Source organism: Paenibacillus sp. FSL H3-0457 (genome assembly GCF_037981725.1).
GTDB classification, from domain to species: domain Bacteria; phylum Bacillota; class Bacilli; order Paenibacillales; family Paenibacillaceae; genus Paenibacillus; species Paenibacillus amylolyticus.
The window spans coordinates 1,993,435-2,012,202 of sequence record NZ_CP150283.1; the positions used below are offsets into that span (position 1 = coordinate 1,993,435).

The window sequence follows — 18,768 nt, forward strand, 5'->3', positions numbered from 1 at the left end:
TCACCTCGGAGCTGTTTTCCTGAAAAGCACTGGATGTCACTCCTTTCGCGTATTAGGGAAAATCGTATGTCTGCGTTACAGACAACAGGTATGGGAAACGACTATGTTCGTTTGAGCTATTCGTTTTGTTGTACCTGGTAAGGTCCGTTATTGCGAAATTTCGGGCAAAGTTGGGTGGTACCACGGAAGCGATAACCTTTCGTCCCTCGCAAGCATGAACTTGTTTGCAGGGGATGGAAGGTTTTTTTTGTAACTTTAAATGTCAGAATGGTGTAAATTCCGAGAGGAGGATGACTAATGGGAGCTCAAATTCCAGAAGTACGATCGACAGATGAATTACGTGAAAAATGGATGAAGCCGGAGGTCATTAGCGGTTCCGAGATTCTGCTGAGAAGTTTGTTGCTTGAAGGTGTGGATTGCGTATTTGGTTACCCGGGTGGCGCAGTGTTGTACATTTACGATGCAATGTATGGTTTCGAGGATTTCAAACACGTCTTAACCCGTCACGAACAAGGTGCAATTCATGCAGCTGACGGATATGCACGTGCAAGCGGCAAAGTTGGTGTTTGTATCGCTACCTCCGGGCCGGGAGCAACCAATCTGGTTACTGGAATAGCCACGGCATATATGGATTCTGTGCCGCTGGTTGTCATTACGGGAAATGTTAATTCCAGCCTGATCGGCTCGGATGCTTTCCAGGAAGCGGATATTACCGGGATTACAATGCCGATCACCAAACACAGCTATCTGGTAAAAGATGTTAAGGATTTGTCGAGTATCATTCATGAGGCATTCCATATTGCCAACACCGGCCGTAAAGGTCCTGTACTGATCGACATTCCGAAAGATGTCTCAGCCAACAAAACCTTGTTTGAACCAAGTACTGAACCTGTTACATTAAGAGGGTACAATCCACGGACAGTACCAAACAAACTGCAGGTTGACCGTTTGGCTCAGGCCATTCAGGAAGCAGAACGTCCAATGATTCTGGCCGGTGGCGGTGTGGTATACTCGGGAGGACATGAAGAACTGTTCGAGTTTGTTGAGAAGACAGGCATTCCGATTACGACAACCCTTCTGGGGCTTGGTGCATTCCCAAGTGGGCATGAACTATGGACAGGGATGCCAGGAATGCACGGAACATACACATCCAACCTGGCCATCCAACAGTCGGATCTGCTGATTAATATCGGCGCACGATTCGATGATCGGGTAACAGGTAAGCTGGACGGATTCGCTCCACATGCCAAAATCGTTCATATTGATATTGATCCGGCTGAGATTGGTAAAAACATTGCAACCGATATTCCAATCGTTGGTGATGTGAAGACCGTACTTGAAATAGCCAACAAAGAAGTTGGACGTGCAGAGCGTGCAGATGCATGGAGAGACCAGATCAAACAGTGGAAACAAGAGAAGCCATACAGCTATACGGATTCAGACGAAGTGTTGAAACCGCAGTGGGTTGTTGAAATGTTGAATGATACAACCAAAGGTGAAGCGATTGTGACTACGGATGTGGGACAACATCAGATGTGGGCGGCACAATATTACAAGTTTAATCAACCACGTTCATGGGTAACTTCGGGTGGTCTCGGAACGATGGGCTTTGGATTCCCTTCTGCAATTGGTGCTCAGATGGCCAATCCGGACAGACTCGTTATCTCCATTAACGGTGACGGCGGAATGCAGATGTGTTCCCAAGAACTCGCAATCTGTGCCATTAACAATATACCGGTAAAAATTGTGATCATTAACAATCAGGTACTTGGAATGGTTCGCCAATGGCAGGAACTCATCTATGAGAACCGTTACAGCCACATTGATCTGGCAGGAAGCCCGGATTTTGTAAAACTGGCTGAAGCATATGGCGTGAAAGGATTGCGTGCAACGAATAAAGAAGAAGCAGCGCGTGCTTGGCAGGAAGCTTTGGATACACCAGGACCAGTCGTTGTAGAATTCGTAGTACGCAAGGATGAAAATGTGTATCCAATGGTTCCGCAGGGAGCAACAATTGATCAAATGCTGATGGGGGATGCTGACGAATGATTAGACATACGATTTCAATATTGGTAAACGATCAGCCAGGCGTCCTTCAGCGTGTGTCAGGGTTGTTCGGTCGACGCGGATTTAACATTGAGAGTATTACCGTAGGTCAATCGGAAGAACCAGGACTCTCCCGGATGGTTATTGTCACCATTGGTGACGATAAAACGCTGGAGCAGATTGAGAAACAATTGTATAAAATCATCGATGTTATTAAAGTGGTTGATTTCAGCCTGAAACCGATGGTAGCCCGTGAACTCGCTTTGATTAAAGTGAAAGCAGAGCCTTCCGAGCGTCCTGAAATTCTGGGTGTGGTAGAAACATTCCGCGCATCCGTTGTAGATGTTGGTCCAGGCAGCCTGATTGTGCAGGTAGTCGGAGATACGGACAAAATTGATGCTATGATTGAATTGCTCAAGCCATATGGTATTCGCGAATTGTCCCGTACAGGCATAACTGCATTGGTACGCGGCAACGTATAAAGTTATAATGAATGAAGAGGGACGACGGTTAGCTAACATATACAGTTGATCTTATGTGAGTGTCAGTCCCTTAACAGTTGTAATTTAACATTTTAGTGATGTAACGCTTGAAAATATAGCTACATTCCCGCATTAATGGGCGGGTGTCTGAACGGATCGGATCAGACCAGAGATGCTTTTGACACTCCAAGCGAGGCGGTCCCTTGAGACACCCGCTCATTAATGAAGGGTTCTTTACAATACAAAGGAGGACTTATAAACATGCCAGTAACTACTTATTATGAACAGGATGCAGAGCTTAACGTATTGAAAGGAAAAACGATCGCGGTAATCGGTTATGGTAGCCAGGGCCACGCCCAAGCTCAAAACCTTCGTGATAGTGGATTGAACGTAGTCATCGGACTTCGTGAAGGTAAATCCTTCGACACTGCAAAAAATGACGGATTTGAAGTTCTGTCCCCGGCTGAAGCAACAAGCCGCGCAGATGTAGTTCAAATCTTGCTGCCAGACGAAACTCAAGCTTCTGTATACAAAAACGAAATCGAACCAAACCTGAAAGAAGGCGCTGCATTGCTCTTCTCACACGGTTTCAACGTTCATTTCGGTCAAATCGTTGCTCCAAAAAACAGCGATGTATTGCTGGTAGCTCCTAAGTCCCCTGGTCACATGGTACGTCGTACTTATGTGGAAGGTTTTGGTGTACCGGGCCTGATCGCGATTGAGCAAGATGCAACGGGTAAAGCTAAAGAAATCGGTTTGGCTTATGCTAAAGGTATCGGTTGTACACGCGCAGGGGTTATCGAAACTTCCTTCCGTGAAGAAACAGAAACAGATCTGTTCGGTGAGCAAGCTGTTCTGTGTGGTGGCGTGAGTGCATTGGTAAAAGCTGGATTCGAAACATTGACAGAAGCGGGTTACGCTCCTGAAATGGCATACTTCGAATGTCTGCACGAACTGAAGCTGATCGTTGACATGATGTATGAAGGCGGACTTTCAAGCATGCGTGATTCCATCAGTAACACAGCTGAGTACGGTGACTATGTAACTGGACCTCGCGTTGTAACTGAAGATACGAAGAAAGCAATGAAAGAAGTGCTGACGGATATCCAACAAGGTAAATTCGCACGTGACTTCATTCTGGAAAACCAATCCGGACGTGCATTCTTGACAGCTACTCGTCGTAACGAAGCTGAACACCCAATCGAAGTGGTTGGCGGACAATTGCGTGAGATGATGCACTGGATCAAGAAGTAAGCATTAACTTCTAGAACATGCACTATAAGGTATTCAAGTAAACTTAGAGCTTTAACTGGGAATAGCGGCCGTGCTTATGCGTGAGCCGCTATTGCTGGTTCAGAGAAACATATAATAACAAGTACAGGAGGTGCGAAGCGTGCGTAAAATCTATGTATTTGACACAACGCTGCGTGATGGAGAGCAATCCCCGGGAGTCAATCTGAACACTCGTGAAAAGGTGGAAATTGCCCATCAGCTCGAGCGGCTTGGCATTGACCGGATGGAAGCGGGTTTCCCGGCGGCATCTCCAGGTGATCTGGCAGCTGTCAATGCAGTAGCAAATGCGGTCAAAAATGTGACTGTAATTGGCTTGTCCCGTTCCAGAGAGCAAGACATTGATGCGGTTAAGGAAGCACTTAAAGGTGCACAGGACCCGTGCATTCACGTTTTCCTGGCAACTTCACCTATTCACCGCCAACATAAATTGCGCATGGACAAAGCGCAGGTACTGGATACAGCTCGTTCCGCGATTCGTTATGCAAAGAAAACATTCTCGAAGATTGAATTCTCCCTTGAGGATGCAGGTCGTACCGAGTATGATTTCCTCGTGGAAATGGTGAATATGGCTGTTGAAGAAGGTGCAGCCGTCGTGAATATTCCGGATACGGTTGGTTACCTGAGCCCATATGAATACGGAAACATTTTCAAACATCTCAAGGAGAATGTACACGGTATTGAAAAGGTACAGCTGAGTGCCCACTGTCATAATGACTTGGGTATGGCGACGGCCAATACACTTGCAGCCATTCTCAACGGAGCCGATCAGATCGAAGGTACGATCAATGGCATTGGTGAACGTGCCGGAAACACGGCGATCGAGGAAATTGCTATGGCGCTCGAGACACGTCAGGAATTTTTCCAGGCGAAAACATCGCTGCAGTTGTCTGAAATTGCACGGACCAGTCGTTTGGTTAGCCGTTTGACAGGTATGGTTGTGCCTGGAAACAAAGCCATTGTTGGGGCAAATGCCTTCGCACATGAATCAGGCATTCACCAGGACGGCATGCTTAAGGAAAAAACAACGTATGAGATTATGACTCCAGAGTCCATCGGTCTGAAGGAAAGTAAACTTGTACTGGGTAAACATTCTGGTCGTCATGCCTTCCGTGAACGATTGATTGATCTGGGATATGAGCTGGAAGAAGAAGCATTGAATCGGGCTTTCGCCCAGTTCAAAGATCTGGCTGATAAGAAAAAAGAAGTTACTGACGAAGATCTGCTTGCCGTAATCGAAGAGAAATTGCAGGATGCACCTGAGGTGTATAAACTGGAATCCATCTTCGTAACGTACGGAGACGAATCGGTACCAACGGCCAAAGTCCGCATTGCAACGCTTGACGGGGATACGCTTGAGAAGCAAGCAGAGGGTAACGGATCGGTAGATGCAATCTACAATGCGATTGACCAAGTGAGTGGGGAAGACGTAACGTTGTCTGACTATTCCATCAAATCGGTAACGCATGGTAAAGATGCATTGGGTGAAGTACATGTTGTGCTGACTCAGAATCAGGTTTCGGTACAAGGACGTGGCGTAAGCACAGATATATTGGGTGCAAGTGCACGCGCCTATGTAGACGGCCTGAATCAATTGATTGAGAAGCGCAAGACATATACGAACCGTGTAAACGTTAATCTGTAGGCTCCAATGCAAGAAGCACGCACCTTTCATTGAACTGAACTTTAAGCTGAGACACATGTATGCTGCTAGAATGATCTATCTTTAATTTAATGGATATAGAAGATCGTTCGGCTTGCTTTGTTACGTTCAGTGAGGGACGTAAAGAGTCTGACTCTCCTGTGGAGGGTCAGACTCTTTTGCTTATTATTTATATGATTATGGCAGTAAAACACAGAACATTTTCTACGATTACCTATTACATTGACTTACGCTATCAAGCTATTACCACGCGTATGCATTAGGTGCATGTCCACCTGGACCTGGGAAAATCTCATCCAGACGTTTGAGCACGGCTTCATCCAAAGTCACGTCCAAACATTTGAGTGCGGTCTCAAACTGCTCCAGCGTACGTGGTCCGATAATCGGGGCGGTCACCGCCGGATTGGCTGCAACCCATGCCAAAGCCACCGTATCCTGTGGTTCACCGAGATCACGACACAGTGCGGCAAAGTCTTCAAGCTGAGTTTGCTGTTGCTCGATCCTTCCAGCGATGCCCCCGCTGCGTGTTCCTTCCAGCTTTTGCAGAGCGTTACGTCCCAGTAATCCACCATCCAGTGGACTCCATGGAATGACGCCGAGGCCCAGCTCTTTGGCAGCGGGCAGTACTTCCAACTCAGGCAAACGACAGTTGAGACTATATTTATGTTGTTCGGAAACCAGGCCGAGGAAATGACGATTCTTGGCTTCACTTTGAGCGATTGCAATCTGCCATGCAGCAAAGTTACTCGATCCTACATAACCGATTTTACCCTGTTGAACGGCATTCTCGAACGAACCCCACAGCTCGTCCCACGATATGGCAGGGTCTACATGATGCATCTGGTATAACTCGATATGATCGGTCTGTAAGCGGCGGAGGGAACCCTCCAGATGCCGTCTGATTTTGTAGGCGGAGAGGCCAGCTTCGTTGTTGGGGCCATCTGTATCATCATGCATGGAGCCATAGACTTTGGTGGCCAGAACTACTTTTTCACGTCTGCCCCCACCCTGGTTGAACCAGCGTCCGATAATTTCTTCGGTAAGGCCGGAATTTTCACCCCAACCGTAGATGTTAGCGGTATCAAAAAAGTTCACCCCTGCATCAAGTGCTGCGTCCATAATGCGGAAAGCTTCTTTTTCATCTGTAGCAGGCCCGAAATTCATGGTACCGAGACAGATTCGGCTGACCTTGAGGCCTGATTTACCCAAATACGAATATTGCATATTGCTTATCCCTCCTGCGTACCTGATTTGAATTCAGCTATATTTTAACCCAGCCGGGAGATCAGAACAACTTGGAAAGGCCAATCTCTATTGGCTTATAGGTAAAATCTATTAAAGTCATAGATTGTATATCTTGGTCAAATGACCTTGGAATATGATACAAAAGAGAGAGTTAATATGAGACGTTACTTTATGAATAATTAATGAATGAAATATAAGGAGTGGACAACCCAATGGCAGACGTGAAAAAAATTGCAGTTATTGCAGGTGACGGAATTGGCCCTGAAGTCGTAGCTGAGGCTGAGAAAGTTCTTAAACGTACGGAGGAAGTATTCGGTTATCGTTTTGAGGCAGAGCATGCGTTGTTTGGCGGAATCGCGATTGATGAGAAGGGTACGCCTCTTCCTGAAGAAACACTGACTGTATGTAAAAGTGCAGATGCAGTCCTGCTTGGAGCGGTTGGTGGTCCAAAATGGGATAACAACAGCAAGGAGCTTCGCCCGGAAACAGGCCTGCTGGGTATTCGCAAAGCACTTGGATTGTTCTCCAACCTGCGTCCGGCTGTTGTATTTGATTGCTTGAAGGATGCTTCAACTCTGAAGCCTGAAGTACTGGAAGGTACAGATCTGATGGTGGTACGTGAGTTGACAGGTGGGATCTACTTCGGTGAGAAATTCAGACGTGAAAGTGCACAGGGCGAAGAGGCAGTAGATACGTGTGCATATAATGTAACAGAAGTGGAGCGGATCGTTCGTCAGGCATTCGAAATTGCGCAAGGACGTCGCAAAAAGCTGGCTTCTGTAGACAAAGCCAACGTATTGGAAACTTCCCGTCTCTGGCGTGAAGTCGTGAACCGGGTAGCACCGGATTATCCGGATGTTGAACTGGAGCATGTACTGGTAGACAACTGCGCGATGCAATTGCTGCGTCGTCCGTCCAGCTTCGATGTCATCGTAACGGAAAACATGTTCGGAGATATCTTGAGTGATGAAGCAGCGATGTTGACAGGTTCCATCGGTATGCTCGCATCTGCATCACTGGGAGAGGGCAGCTTCGGACTCTATGAACCGGTACACGGTTCCGCACCGGATATCGCAGGTCAAGGCCTCGCTAATCCGATTGCAACCATTCTCTCTTTGGCGTTGATGTTCCGTACAACCTTTGGTTATACAGAAGGTGCGGATGCCATTGAAGCAGCTGTGTCGGATGTATTGAATGCAGGACACCGCACGAGTGATATTGCTGTAGACAAGAGCACAGCGATCAGCACGACCGAAATGGGCGATTTGATCGTGGCGGCTATTCAGAAACAGGCGTAATTATATTACCAACTACAGGCAGCCCTTTGTTTCCAGTTATGGAATGTACAGAGGGCTGTTCCTTTATCATTTTTGCCACGAAAAATCCTTATTTATAATGATTATAAAAAAATAATGTTTATAATCTTGACTTTGGGAAGTCCGGATGATAACATTTTACTTGTACTTGTTATCAAGTATCAAATCATTTTAATTACAGGAAAAGCGTACGCGTTTTTCTTGATGATGAGCAATCCGCAAGGATGCTTACATAATCCCAAAGGAGGAATTTTTAGTTATGGCAGAACGTTTGGTAGGTAGACCAGCACCGGATTTCGCAATGGAAACAGTATCGGGAGACGGACAAGACTTCGGTTCCGTTAAACTGTCCGATTATCGTGGCAAATGGCTTGTATTCTTCTTTTATCCTTTGGACTTCACATTTGTGTGCCCAACTGAAATTACAGCTTTGAGCGTTGCTTCCGAGCAATTCAAAGCTTTGGATACAGAAATTCTTGGCGTGAGCGTAGACTCCGTACACAGCCACAAAGCATGGATCAATACACCTGTAGACAGCAATGGTCTGGGTCAATTGAACTTCCCGCTGGCTTCCGATATCACGAAGCAAGTGGCTAAAGATTACGGCGTTCTGATCGAAGAAGAAGGCGTAGCATTGCGCGGTCTGTTCATCATCGATCCAGAAGGCGAACTGAAATATCAAGTGGTTAACCACAACGATGTAGGCCGTAGTGTTGAAGAAACACTTCGCGTACTGCAAGCACTGCAATCCGGCGGATTGTGTGCAATGAACTGGAAACCAGGCGACACTAACCTGTAAGCCAGATTAACTTGAACGGTTTTTGTTCAAGCCCTCATCCCGTTAGGGATTGAGGGCTTTTTGCACCCTTTTGCCGGAAGTTATCACGAAGTTAATCAAAAGTGTTTGAACAAGCAGCTAAGCGTGTTAATAATATATTAGAAGAAAGTCTTCTTTTTATCTGTTGAAAGAGGAATTGATGGCCTTCAAGGCGAATAGGGTATGGAAACCCGGTAAATATTCCGGTGCTCTGCATTTATAATCTGTACATGAATGTGATACACTGATGGAACTATTCCTTTTTGGAAGTGCTGTAAGTGTACGGGATGGCATTTTAACAAAAAAAGTCCCGGCACGTAATAAGGAGGGTGAACAAAAATGAGTTACTGTTGTGGGGCAAGTATGGTTGGAACGAAGGGCACGCTGAAGCATTACCGCACCCAGGTTCATAATGTTCCCCTGCTGTTTTGCCCGGTGTGTCACCGGGTTGAGGTGCATTATAAAGTGGAAAACGAATACGAAATTCTGGCTGAATATGCGCATGGAGACGGTGCATCCGAGATCGACTTTCAAGATTATGTTACAGAAGATGAGGATGCGATTTTTGAAAACTGTGTAAACCGTGAGAGCGAGGATGCCATGGTCATTGTGCAACGCCAGATTGATATGGCTCTGGATTTGCTCAGGCTCGCCAAGGAAACCAAAGACGAGAAGTGGGAAAGCGAACTTAAACGTCGATTAGCTGTGATGAGTCAGCGCAGACTGAAAATTCAGCATAATAAGACCGGACTATAGATGATCTCGGATATATCACCAATTAAAGATATTAAAAACGAAGCTGATTTGCCTAACTGGGTGAAACGGCTTCGTTTTTGTGCTGTATTCTGGAACTAATTCGAGGTTTTTTTTAAAATAATTTCCATTCGACACTTTCTCCGATTGACTCTCTTCTATAAACTTGTCTATGATAAAAACAGACTTGCAAAAGAGGCGGAGCAAAAAATGTTCGTGTTTGGGAATAGGAGAAGGTCAGAATGGGACAAACGTATATGATTTTCCGGATCGACTGTTGGTTACCGGGAATAGACCAGCTTGAGTTCCGGCCATGCCATCCATATTTTCGGCTCAGCCCCCCAACGAAAGGGCACCGGTAATGAAAAATAAAATCGGCCCTTCCTGTTTCTGTGATGATATGATGTCCGAATGGCAAGTTTATCATTTACGTGAAAAGGAGGAACCTGACATGATTAGTGAATTTCAGGATACAGTGCCTCAACCAGCGGATGGTTTCCCGCCTGTGCATCTGGATAACAACAAGTACGAGAATGTACTGGAACATCTGGATAGCGGTATTATGTTGTTTGACAGTCACGGTGTATTGACGTTTATTAACGTTCAGATGGCAAAGTTGTTGGAACTTCCAAGAAGTCTGTTGAGCGGCTGCACCCTGATGCAAATGCTGCATCATCCGCAGATGAGCCGATTCAAGAAAAAGAAAATTTTACGTATCTATCGGGAAACTATTTTTCATCGTAAGCGCTATCATGAATTGATTGATGAATACGGAAGGCATTGGCTGGTTACTGTGACGTACGGTGATCAGATGGATGGCGACTTCTTATTCAGCGTCAAAGATGTATCTGATTATAAACAAATTGAACAGACCGCTTATCAAAATGACAAACTTGCGATGCTGGGGCGAATTTCAGCATCTATTGCTCATGAAATTCGTAATCCGTTGACTGCAATCCGTGGGTTTATTCAACTGCTCAGGCCCCATTTGCTGCAGCTCGGCAAAGACGAGTACGCTCGAATCATACTGACGGAGATTGATCGGGCGAATGACATCATCTACGAATTTTTGAATTCTTCCAAACCGTCAGCTCCACAGAAGACCGTGATATCCGTCGACTCTTTGCTCAAAGAGGTGGTCTTGCTGACCGAAAGCGAAGGGTTGATGAAGGGATGCGAGATCGTACTGGATGAAGGGGATGCCCCGCTGAATGTGTCCATTGATGTCAAACAGATTAAGCAGGTTATTTTGAATATGGTGAAAAACGCAATGGATGCCATTGAGGAAGTTGGCGAAGAACATACGGGTCTAATTCGAATATCTACCGCCACGGAAAACAAGTTCGTGCAGATCTCCATCGCGGATAACGGTCATGGGATGGACCATAACACGCTTGTACGTCTGTTTGATCCATTCTTCACGACCAAGGAGAGCGGAACGGGGCTTGGACTTTCGGTGAGTTACCGAATCATCAAGAACCATGGAGGCACCATCTCTGTGGATAGCAAAAAGGGCGAAGGCACGCGGTTTATAATTATGTTACCCTTGGTATATTGAGAAAAGCGGGGAGTCGAGGAGTTGGTCATTTGCCAACTCCTTTGTTTTATGTTGCCAATAACGGTTATAGTTAGTAATGAATGCGAATACATAAGCTCCATAACGGAAGGATGAGATGCAGATGGAAATCCAAGGAATGGAACGAATGAATCAACAACTGATGGATCACGTGGGAAAAGTGATTGTGGGAAAAGAGCATACGATAGAGCTGGTGATGACAGCGATCATAGCGTCAGGACATGTGCTGCTGGAGGATGTACCGGGTACTGGGAAAACGATGCTCGCCAAATCGGTAGCCTCTTCATTGGACTGCACATTCCAACGGATACAGTTTACACCGGACTTGCTGCCCTCTGACTTAACAGGGATTCATTTTTTTAATCAAAAAGAAGGGGATTTTGAATTCCGACCCGGCCCCTTGTTTGCCAATCTTGTACTAGCCGATGAGATTAACCGGGCTACACCGCGTACACAATCAAGCTTGCTGGAGTGTATGGAAGAGCGCCAGATCAGTATCGACGGTTCAACGAGACAGTTGGAACGGCCATTCATCGTTATCGCCACCCAGAATCCTGTAGATAACCAGGGAACTTTTCCGCTACCTGAAGCGCAGATGGATCGTTTTATGATGAAAATTCGCATGGGTTATCCAAGCAGTGAAGAGAGTGTAGAAATTTTGAGACGTACGGTAGCCAGTCGTTCTGTTGATGATCTCTCGGCAGTGATCAGTCGTGAAGAACTTTTGAAGGCGCAGGATACGTATAAAACAGTGCAAATCAACGAAGATTTGCTACGATATATCATTCAGTTAACCGAAGCGACAAGGCAACATCCAGAGCTCTCGCTTGGCGTAAGTCCACGAGGGGCTCAGGCATTACTCAAGGCAAGTCAGGCATGGGCTGCACTGCATGGCAGAGACTTTGTTTTGCCTGATGATATTAAAGTACTGGCGGAACCTGTGCTGGCCCACCGACTCGTATTCCGTAACCGGATCAGACAACAAGAGGGCTTGGCGGAGCGTATCATCCAGGAACTTCTGAATCAGACAGAAGTGCCTACGGAGAATCTCGCTACAAGCGGGCGTTAATCTTATGGCATTATTATGGCTTGTCCTTGTTGGAGGCATTGTCGTTGTTATACATGGTGTGTGGTTTGGACGACCTGCACTGCGAAAGCTCAGGTACAGCAGACAATTCAGCAAGCTGCGTTGTTACGCTGGAGATGAACTTGAGATGGTGGAGACGATATCGAATGAGAAACGAGTCTCCGTACCGTGGCTCAGACTTGAATCGATGATGCCAGTGTCGTTTGTATTTCGTTCCGGCTCAGGTATGGATATTAGTCAAGGCGAAATCTATCAGAACCATAAGAGTATTTTTACGTTAAAACCGTTTACTCGTATTACGCGCAAGCATCCTTTTACATGTACTCAGCGTGGAATTTATCCATTAAATACAGCAACGATGACAGGGGGGGATCTCTTTGGCGTGTGGCGTTCCACCAAACCGATTCCTTTGCAAATGTCTATGATTGTGTATCCCTCATTAGTGAATGCAGAGGATCTTCCTGCAATTTATCAGGTATGGCAGGGAGAAGTGGAAGTATCACGATGGATCGTTGAAGATCCTTTCTTGATTCTGGGTGTTCGGCCTTATGGTGCAGGCGACCCCATGAATCGTATTCACTGGAAAGCGAGTGCACGTACAGGTGAATTACAGGTCTACAAGCAGGGATGGACGGCTGATCCGCAATCCTGGATAGTAGTCAACATTCAGGAATCTGCAGACATGTGGAGTGTTGTTACTCGACCGGAAAAGATTGAGCGGGCACTTCGTTACGCTGCCACGGCTGCAGTGGATGCCATCGGTAGAGGGTTGCCAGCAGGTTTCGCCCATAATGGTTATCATGTGGGTGGAGGCCGCGATACACTTCGGATTGAACCGGATTATGGCACGCCCCATCTGGAACGGTTACTGGAAGCTATGGCTGAGACAGAGTTGAAATGCATGGTGCCCATGGAGCAATTCCTGAATGATGAAGTACGTCTGAATGAAGAAGCACAGCAAATCCGCAGCTATCTGCTGATTACATCCTATGTATCTGCCGCTATGGAGCACGAGATTGCACGTCTGCACGAACAAGGACATCGTGTAACGATTCTCCCGGTAGAGGACGTGAAGGGTAATACGAAGGCGGTGAGTGCATGAGGAACAGATCAGTAGCGACGACCACAGGACTCATAACAATGCTTGCCGTCTTGATGGCTGGCATATACCTTTTTCCGATATTTACGCTTGCTTCATTCTACGCAATGGAACATTTGCCGTACACATTATTCATCCTGGTTGTTCTTGTAGGTTGGTTAGGACAGTTCATTCAGCATAAAATTCCAGGTTTTAGCGAGAAAAGCACACTCATTCGTGGATTAACGGCACTCGTCATAGGATTTCTCTTCGCACTCGTTGTTGGGATGAGCCTTATTCTCCCGTTGCCGGATATCATCACATTGGTACTGTGTGGAGTCATATCGGCTTATACAGGTCTGACCTTCCAGCCAGTCTTTCATTCAGTGTTGTTATGGCGCTTGCAGATTATGGGTGTAATTAGTGCAATCGTGCTTATGATTGCTTCGAATTCGTTGGAATTCATGCAGCCGATACAAACCTATACCCTATGGATCTATATTGCGGGAGTGATCAGTTTTGCCTTTTGGCTGGTTGGACGATATATGCTACAACTGGATCAGGCAATACTCAATGACGGCAAGAGAAGATTGGTATTAAGAGATTTTGCACGTGCGAATCATCAGCGGTTCATGTGGATGTTTATTGTTATCGTAGCGATTGGTGCTTTCCCAAGTCTGGCTGCCTGGCTGGGACCGCTACGTGATCGCTTGCTCGCATGGATCAGGGGATGGTTTGGTCCGATTTCCGGCGAGGAGCCACGATTACCAATGGACAACCCCAATCAGCAGTTAAATATACCGAATGACTGGAGAGAGCCGCCATCCGAGCCCTCAGTCTTCTGGAACATCCTCGGATGGGTAGTGATGTGTGCTGTAGCAGGAGCAATTCTGTGGCTGCTTCTGAGGTTGGGACAAAAAACGATAAACAGACTTATGGACCGATTCAAGGGGATGTTACAACCAGGTGAAAAGAAGGCAGAACCACGGACGGAGTATATCGATGTCAGTGAGACGCTTGATGCGCCAGCAAAAGTCCGAAAGAATTGGTTTCGCAAGAAAGAGGCGCCCCCTGCACAGGATGCCGAACGTGTTCGGTATTACTATCGGACTTGGATTGAAAGAGCAGCTCATCGAGGCGTGGAAATACAGGGGACGCATACTCCGCTGGAGGCTGCACAGACCATTATTCAGAATGGTGTGAAGGTAGAAGAAGATGAGCTGTCTGCGAGACTACCAGATACGTATAATGCCGTTCGTTATGGAGAGAAAGCTCCCGATCGTTCTGATATGGTTGAGATTGACCGAATCTGGAGATCTTATCGAAGTAAATAAGTCCGGAATCCCTTTACTTTTCTTGTCACGTTCAAGTATCATGAGAGGAATACACAAGTTGGTCAGAAAAGGAGCAGACATTAATGAAGACAAATCATTGCAAAATTGTAGATTGTACGATCCGTGATGGCGGATTGGTGAATAATTGGGACTTTAGCGTGGACTTTGTTCAACAGCTATATGCTGGATTGAATGAAGCCGGCGTTGATTATATGGAAATTGGATATAAGAACTCTCCGAAGTTGCTTAAAGGTGCTGAGGAAGCAGGACCATGGCGTTTCCTGAACGATGATTTCCTGCGTAAAGTTATTCCTCAAAAAGGAAATACCAAACTGTCTGCACTGGTTGACGTTGGGCGTGTGGACGAAAATGATATCTTGCCTCGCAGTGAGAGCATGCTGGATCTGATCCGGGTTGCCTGCTACAGCAAAGATGTAGACAAGGCACTTGCACTGGTTCAAACATTCCATGATCGTGGATATGAAACTACACTTAATATTATGGCACTCTCCAATGTTATGGAGAATGAATTGCTGGAAGCATTTGAATTGATCAAAGAAAGCGCTGTGGATGTTGTTTACATTGTAGACTCCTACGGTAGCTTGGATCATAATGATGTGAAATATCTGGTAGAGAAGTTCAAGACTCACTTGCCTAACAAACGTCTTGGTGTTCACACACATAATAATATGCAACTTGCGTTTTCTAACACATTGGTTGCGGCAGAACTTGGCGTTGAACTGCTTGACGCTTCTGTGTATGGTATGGGACGTGCGGCAGGAAACTGTCCAACCGAATTGCTCGTAGCTCATCTGAAAGGAACAAAATACAATCTGCGTCCAGTACTTGGTGTATTGGAACAGTTGATGGTTCCACTCAGAGAAAAAGAAGAATGGGGTTACATTCTGCCTTACATGATTACAGGTGCGTTGGACGAGCATCCACGTTCAGCGATGGCGATTCGCTCATCGGAAGACAAGGATAAGGTTGTTGATTTCTATGATAAATTAACAACACCAGAAGTGAATTTTGAGAAGTAATATAGTCTGAAATACAGTTGCAAAATAGGAAAACATGGACTCTAACTGGAGATCCATGTTTTTTTAGTTCTTAATGCCTTGTTTTTCTCTATATTTGTGAATAAATATTCCTAGGAGTAACTATTTTTTAGTTCACGTATACAAAATTAAATGTTATTATGTACCAGATAGCATGTGTATGCATGTGAATTGAACGTTGGTTAATATGTTTTTTGTCGAATCATGTAGTAAGTTGTTGAGTTTGGTTAATGTAATTCAGGATAGGTGATCCCGGGAAGGAAAACACGGCATGAAGGTTAATCTGCAAGATCAGAGAAAAATAATTTGGGTCGCTGTGGGCGGCTTATTATGTTTCCTCGCAAGTCAATGGTTTCGTTCTTCTTCAAGCTCTGATCTGATCATATCGGGTTACCCGGTTTTGACACTCTTGGGTGGATTTGCTGCGGTAGCGGCTTGTATCGGCATCTATAATCAAAGCTGGTTGTTTCGGACACAGAAGCTAACGCTTCGGAGGACATTATTGACAACACTCTTTTTATTGATTGGTCTGTTTGAACTGGTTCATATCGTTTCATTTGCAGAAGAGATTCCAAATGGAGCCATGATGGAATCGGAGTTCTCCTTAATGATGTCAACCATGGGATCTTTGGTATGTTCCGTAGGTTTACTGCTCGTGTATACCTTAAATGAGAAAGAATTTGCATTACCACGCAAATTCTTACTTTTAAGTGGGACATTGGGTACCTTTGTTATTTTGTACATACTGGCTATTCAGGAATGGAGCATGTTGCCGAGTATGCTTGATGGGGAAGTGCTTGGTGGTATCTTCACTCGAGTTCATCTTATGGTTGGATTGCTCTATGGCATTATTGCAGTTCTTTTGTTTGTACAATGGAAAAAAACCAAAGACGGTGATTTACCAACCATTCTATGTGGCATTCTGTGTTTCTTTTTTGGTGAATGTTATTTTGTTTCAGCAACTGGGGTGAACGATCTCAATCTGTTATTAGGATTGCTGAGTAATTGTATGGCATATTTTTTCATTCAAAAAGGGCTGTATACGTCCGTAGTGGACACACCTTTCCTGCAACAGCAGGTCGCGGAAGCCAAGATGAACTATATTGCTCATCATGATGACGTGACGGGACTTCCAAACCGTCGTCGCCTTTCACAGCAGCTGAAAAAGATGATGGATGATGCCGTGGTGCAGGAACAGCTTGTTGGTGTATTGGTCCTGAATATTAATCGGTTCAAGACCATTAATGATTCGCTTGGACAGCAAGCAGCTAACCGTGTTTTGCGTCAGGTAGGTCAACGACTGAAACAATTGTCCCTTCCAGGAGAAGAAGTCTTTGGATTGGGAAGAGATGAGTTTGCATTAACGATGACAGATTTCAGTTCAACCGATACAGCGTTGCGTCGGACAAGATCCATTTTGCAACTTTTTGAGAAGCCCGTCTTGGTTGATGGCAATGAGTATCATCTGACACTTGGAATTGGGATGGCCATTTTCCCACATGATGGGGAGTCACCACTGGAGATTATTCAGAATGCCGATACGGCTTTGCACAGTGCTAAGGAACAAGGAATGGAACTGAATCGTTTTGCCCATGCGATGCAGATGAAGGCACAGGAGCGTTTGCAGCTTGAGAATGATCTGCGCAAGGCGTTGGATCGAGGTCAGTTCTACCTGGTCTACCAGCCGCAGGTTAATCTGCAAAGTGGGCTAATCGTCGGCATGGAAGCTTTGGTGCGTTGGCAGCATCCGCAACGAGGCTCGGTATCTCCGGCGGACTTTATTCCTCTGGCAGAAGAGAGTGGGCTCATTGTGCCACTTGGCGAATGGGTGCTTCGTGAAGCGTGTGCACAGAACAAACAGTGGCAGGAAGCCGGTTATCGTAAACTGTGTGTTTCGGTGAATCTGTCGATGAGACAATTCAGGCACTCCCATTTGTTGGACAATATCAATGGCATTCTCAAAGAGACGGGACTAGAGCCTGTATGGCTTGAACTGGAGATTACAGAGAGCATGACATTTGATAAAGACCGGTCATTCGAACAGTTGCGCAAAATCAAAGAAATTGGTGTGCATATCAGTATCGATGATTTTGGAACGGGATACAGCTCGTTGCACTATCTGAAGGATCTGCCAATTGATCGGCTTAAGATTGACCGTTCATTTGTGAATGAAGTCATGGAGGACAGCAATAACGCAGCGATCGTATCTACCATCACTTCAATGGCGCATCATTTACAACTGAAAGTCACAGCTGAGGGCGTGGAGAACGAAGATCAGATGGTCTTTCTTCGCAATCAACACTGTCACGAGGCTCAGGGTTATTTCTTCAGCAAACCGATTAAAGCCGCTGAATTTGAAAAGCAGTTTTTGAGAGATGTGGATAAGCCTACAGGATAGGGAACAGCGGGGGCGCGAGGGTGCTCCTGCTTTTTTTGATGGATTCGTAATGAAAAAAATGGAAAATATGACTTGCATGCTATAGAGGATCATGGTATATTATTATTTGTAAAATCACTGTTAAATTCCTAAGGAACTTAACAATAAATCTTCAATCATGCGGGTGTAGTTCAATGGTAGAACTTTAGCCTTCCAAGCTAATAGCGTGGGTTCGATTCCCATCACCCGCTTAACGAAGCAGTACCGAAGCCCTTGCGATGCAGGGGCTTTTTCTATTACCTTAAAGGGAAATCCCGTGGTAACAGCGATCAGAAGATTTTTCTGTTTTCGGAGTAGCGAGTAAGTAAGTATTCTTTAGTTTAATGTATATACCCTTTGCTTTTTTCCAATGATCTGGTACAATAACGGAGAAATTGATACTACACATGAATGAGAGGTAACCATACGTCCCATGAAGTAAAACACATGAATTGAACCCCAGTTAACTGCAGACGGTTTTATGACGCAGTCAGCCAGAGCGGCTGAGCAATGAGGGGATTCGTGTGTCCAAATTCAGCTATGGGAAAAGGTATGGAGCAAGTAAGCCATTGAGGTTTACGTGTACCCTGTATTTTGGGTTTCTTTG

At 45.6% G+C, this 18,768-nt stretch carries 14 protein-coding genes and 1 tRNA gene; 14 read left to right on the top strand and 1 reads right to left on the bottom strand.

What is annotated here, in order from left to right; genetic code table 11:
- Positions 1-297: 297 nt before the first annotated feature.
- The 4 genes from ilvB (at position 298) to MHH25_RS09070 (ending at position 5,463) form a co-directional block, all read left to right on the top strand.
- Complete coding sequence (gene ilvB, locus MHH25_RS09055) at positions 298-2,049, top strand: biosynthetic-type acetolactate synthase large subunit (RefSeq protein ID WP_036610160.1); 1,752 nt, start codon at positions 298-300, stop codon at positions 2,047-2,049.
- Positions 2,046-2,528: an acetolactate synthase small subunit gene (gene ilvN, locus MHH25_RS09060; protein ID WP_024628317.1), complete on the top strand. Its 483-nt coding sequence runs from the start codon at positions 2,046-2,048 to the stop codon at positions 2,526-2,528. The genes ilvB and ilvN overlap by 4 nt, the downstream gene beginning before the upstream one ends.
- A gap of 261 nt (positions 2,529-2,789) precedes the next feature.
- A complete protein-coding gene (ilvC, locus tag MHH25_RS09065) occupies positions 2,790-3,782 on the top strand; it encodes a ketol-acid reductoisomerase (protein WP_036669754.1) in 993 nt (330 codons plus the stop codon).
- Between the two features lie 139 nt (positions 3,783-3,921).
- Complete coding sequence (locus tag MHH25_RS09070; protein ID WP_017689653.1) at positions 3,922-5,463, top strand: 2-isopropylmalate synthase; 1,542 nt, start codon at positions 3,922-3,924, stop codon at positions 5,461-5,463.
- 261 nt (positions 5,464-5,724) lie between these two features.
- Here the strand turns inward: MHH25_RS09070 and MHH25_RS09075 are convergent, their stop codons facing one another.
- Positions 5,725-6,705, bottom strand: coding sequence for an aldo/keto reductase (locus MHH25_RS09075; protein ID WP_036610151.1), 981 nt, complete (start codon positions 6,703-6,705; stop codon positions 5,725-5,727).
- 233 nt (positions 6,706-6,938) lie between these two features.
- On the opposite strand from MHH25_RS09075, the gene leuB reads away from it, so the two are divergent.
- From leuB to MHH25_RS09125, 10 genes are all read left to right on the top strand, one after another.
- Positions 6,939-8,024 carry a 3-isopropylmalate dehydrogenase gene (leuB, locus tag MHH25_RS09080; RefSeq protein WP_340019843.1) on the top strand — a complete coding sequence of 362 codons (1,086 nt, stop codon included), beginning with the start codon at positions 6,939-6,941 and terminating at the stop codon, positions 8,022-8,024.
- 277 nt (positions 8,025-8,301) lie between these two features.
- The gene (locus MHH25_RS09085; protein WP_036610146.1) at positions 8,302-8,841 is read left to right on the top strand and encodes a peroxiredoxin; all 540 of its coding nucleotides are present in this window, start codon (positions 8,302-8,304) and stop codon (positions 8,839-8,841) included.
- Between the two features lie 357 nt (positions 8,842-9,198).
- Entirely contained in the window at positions 9,199-9,615 is a 417-nt protein-coding gene (locus MHH25_RS09090) for a hypothetical protein (RefSeq protein WP_017689649.1), read from the top strand.
- 448 nt (positions 9,616-10,063) lie between these two features.
- Entirely contained in the window at positions 10,064-11,170 is a 1,107-nt protein-coding gene (locus MHH25_RS09095) for an ATP-binding protein (RefSeq protein WP_340019844.1), read from the top strand.
- A gap of 121 nt (positions 11,171-11,291) precedes the next feature.
- Positions 11,292-12,257, top strand: a complete 966-nt coding sequence (locus MHH25_RS09100; RefSeq protein ID WP_017689647.1) for a MoxR family ATPase — start codon at positions 11,292-11,294, stop codon at positions 12,255-12,257.
- A 4-nt stretch (positions 12,258-12,261) separates the two neighbouring features.
- Entirely contained in the window at positions 12,262-13,377 is a 1,116-nt protein-coding gene (locus MHH25_RS09105) for a DUF58 domain-containing protein (RefSeq protein ID WP_036669763.1), read from the top strand.
- A complete protein-coding gene (locus MHH25_RS09110; protein ID WP_340019845.1) occupies positions 13,374-14,687 on the top strand; it encodes a DUF4129 domain-containing protein in 1,314 nt (437 codons plus the stop codon). The genes MHH25_RS09105 and MHH25_RS09110 overlap by 4 nt, the downstream gene beginning before the upstream one ends.
- An 83-nt stretch (positions 14,688-14,770) precedes the next feature.
- Positions 14,771-15,727 carry an aldolase catalytic domain-containing protein gene (locus tag MHH25_RS09115; protein ID WP_036610133.1) on the top strand — a complete coding sequence of 319 codons (957 nt, stop codon included), beginning with the start codon at positions 14,771-14,773 and terminating at the stop codon, positions 15,725-15,727.
- Positions 15,728-16,016: 289 nt separating this feature from the next.
- Complete coding sequence (locus tag MHH25_RS09120) at positions 16,017-18,143, top strand: EAL domain-containing protein (protein ID WP_076318305.1); 2,127 nt, start codon at positions 16,017-16,019, stop codon at positions 18,141-18,143.
- 159 nt (positions 18,144-18,302) lie between these two features.
- Positions 18,303-18,373: transfer RNA gene (locus MHH25_RS09125), tRNA-Gly, on the top strand.
- The last annotated feature ends 395 nt before the right edge of the window (positions 18,374-18,768 follow it).

What these genes read in the sequence shown, in the direction of transcription:
- MHH25_RS09100 (WP_017689647.1), top strand. Translation starts at nt 11,292, where the DNA reads ATGGAAATCCAAGGAATGGAACGAATGAATCAACAACTGATGGATCAC.
- MHH25_RS09075 (WP_036610151.1), bottom strand. Translation starts at nt 6,705, where the DNA reads ATGCAATATTCGTATTTGGGTAAATCAGGCCTCAAGGTCAGCCGAATC.
- ilvN (WP_024628317.1), top strand. Translation starts at nt 2,046, where the DNA reads ATGATTAGACATACGATTTCAATATTGGTAAACGATCAGCCAGGCGTC.
- MHH25_RS09090 (WP_017689649.1), top strand. Translation starts at nt 9,199, where the DNA reads ATGAGTTACTGTTGTGGGGCAAGTATGGTTGGAACGAAGGGCACGCTG.
- MHH25_RS09110 (WP_340019845.1), top strand. Translation starts at nt 13,374, where the DNA reads ATGAGGAACAGATCAGTAGCGACGACCACAGGACTCATAACAATGCTT.
- ilvC (WP_036669754.1), top strand. Translation starts at nt 2,790, where the DNA reads ATGCCAGTAACTACTTATTATGAACAGGATGCAGAGCTTAACGTATTG.
- MHH25_RS09115 (WP_036610133.1), top strand. Translation starts at nt 14,771, where the DNA reads ATGAAGACAAATCATTGCAAAATTGTAGATTGTACGATCCGTGATGGC.
- MHH25_RS09105 (WP_036669763.1), top strand. Translation starts at nt 12,262, where the DNA reads ATGGCATTATTATGGCTTGTCCTTGTTGGAGGCATTGTCGTTGTTATA.
- MHH25_RS09095 (WP_340019844.1), top strand. Translation starts at nt 10,064, where the DNA reads ATGATTAGTGAATTTCAGGATACAGTGCCTCAACCAGCGGATGGTTTC.
- ilvB (WP_036610160.1), top strand. Translation starts at nt 298, where the DNA reads ATGGGAGCTCAAATTCCAGAAGTACGATCGACAGATGAATTACGTGAA.
- MHH25_RS09085 (WP_036610146.1), top strand. Translation starts at nt 8,302, where the DNA reads ATGGCAGAACGTTTGGTAGGTAGACCAGCACCGGATTTCGCAATGGAA.
- leuB (WP_340019843.1), top strand. Translation starts at nt 6,939, where the DNA reads ATGGCAGACGTGAAAAAAATTGCAGTTATTGCAGGTGACGGAATTGGC.
- MHH25_RS09120 (WP_076318305.1), top strand. Translation starts at nt 16,017, where the DNA reads ATGAAGGTTAATCTGCAAGATCAGAGAAAAATAATTTGGGTCGCTGTG.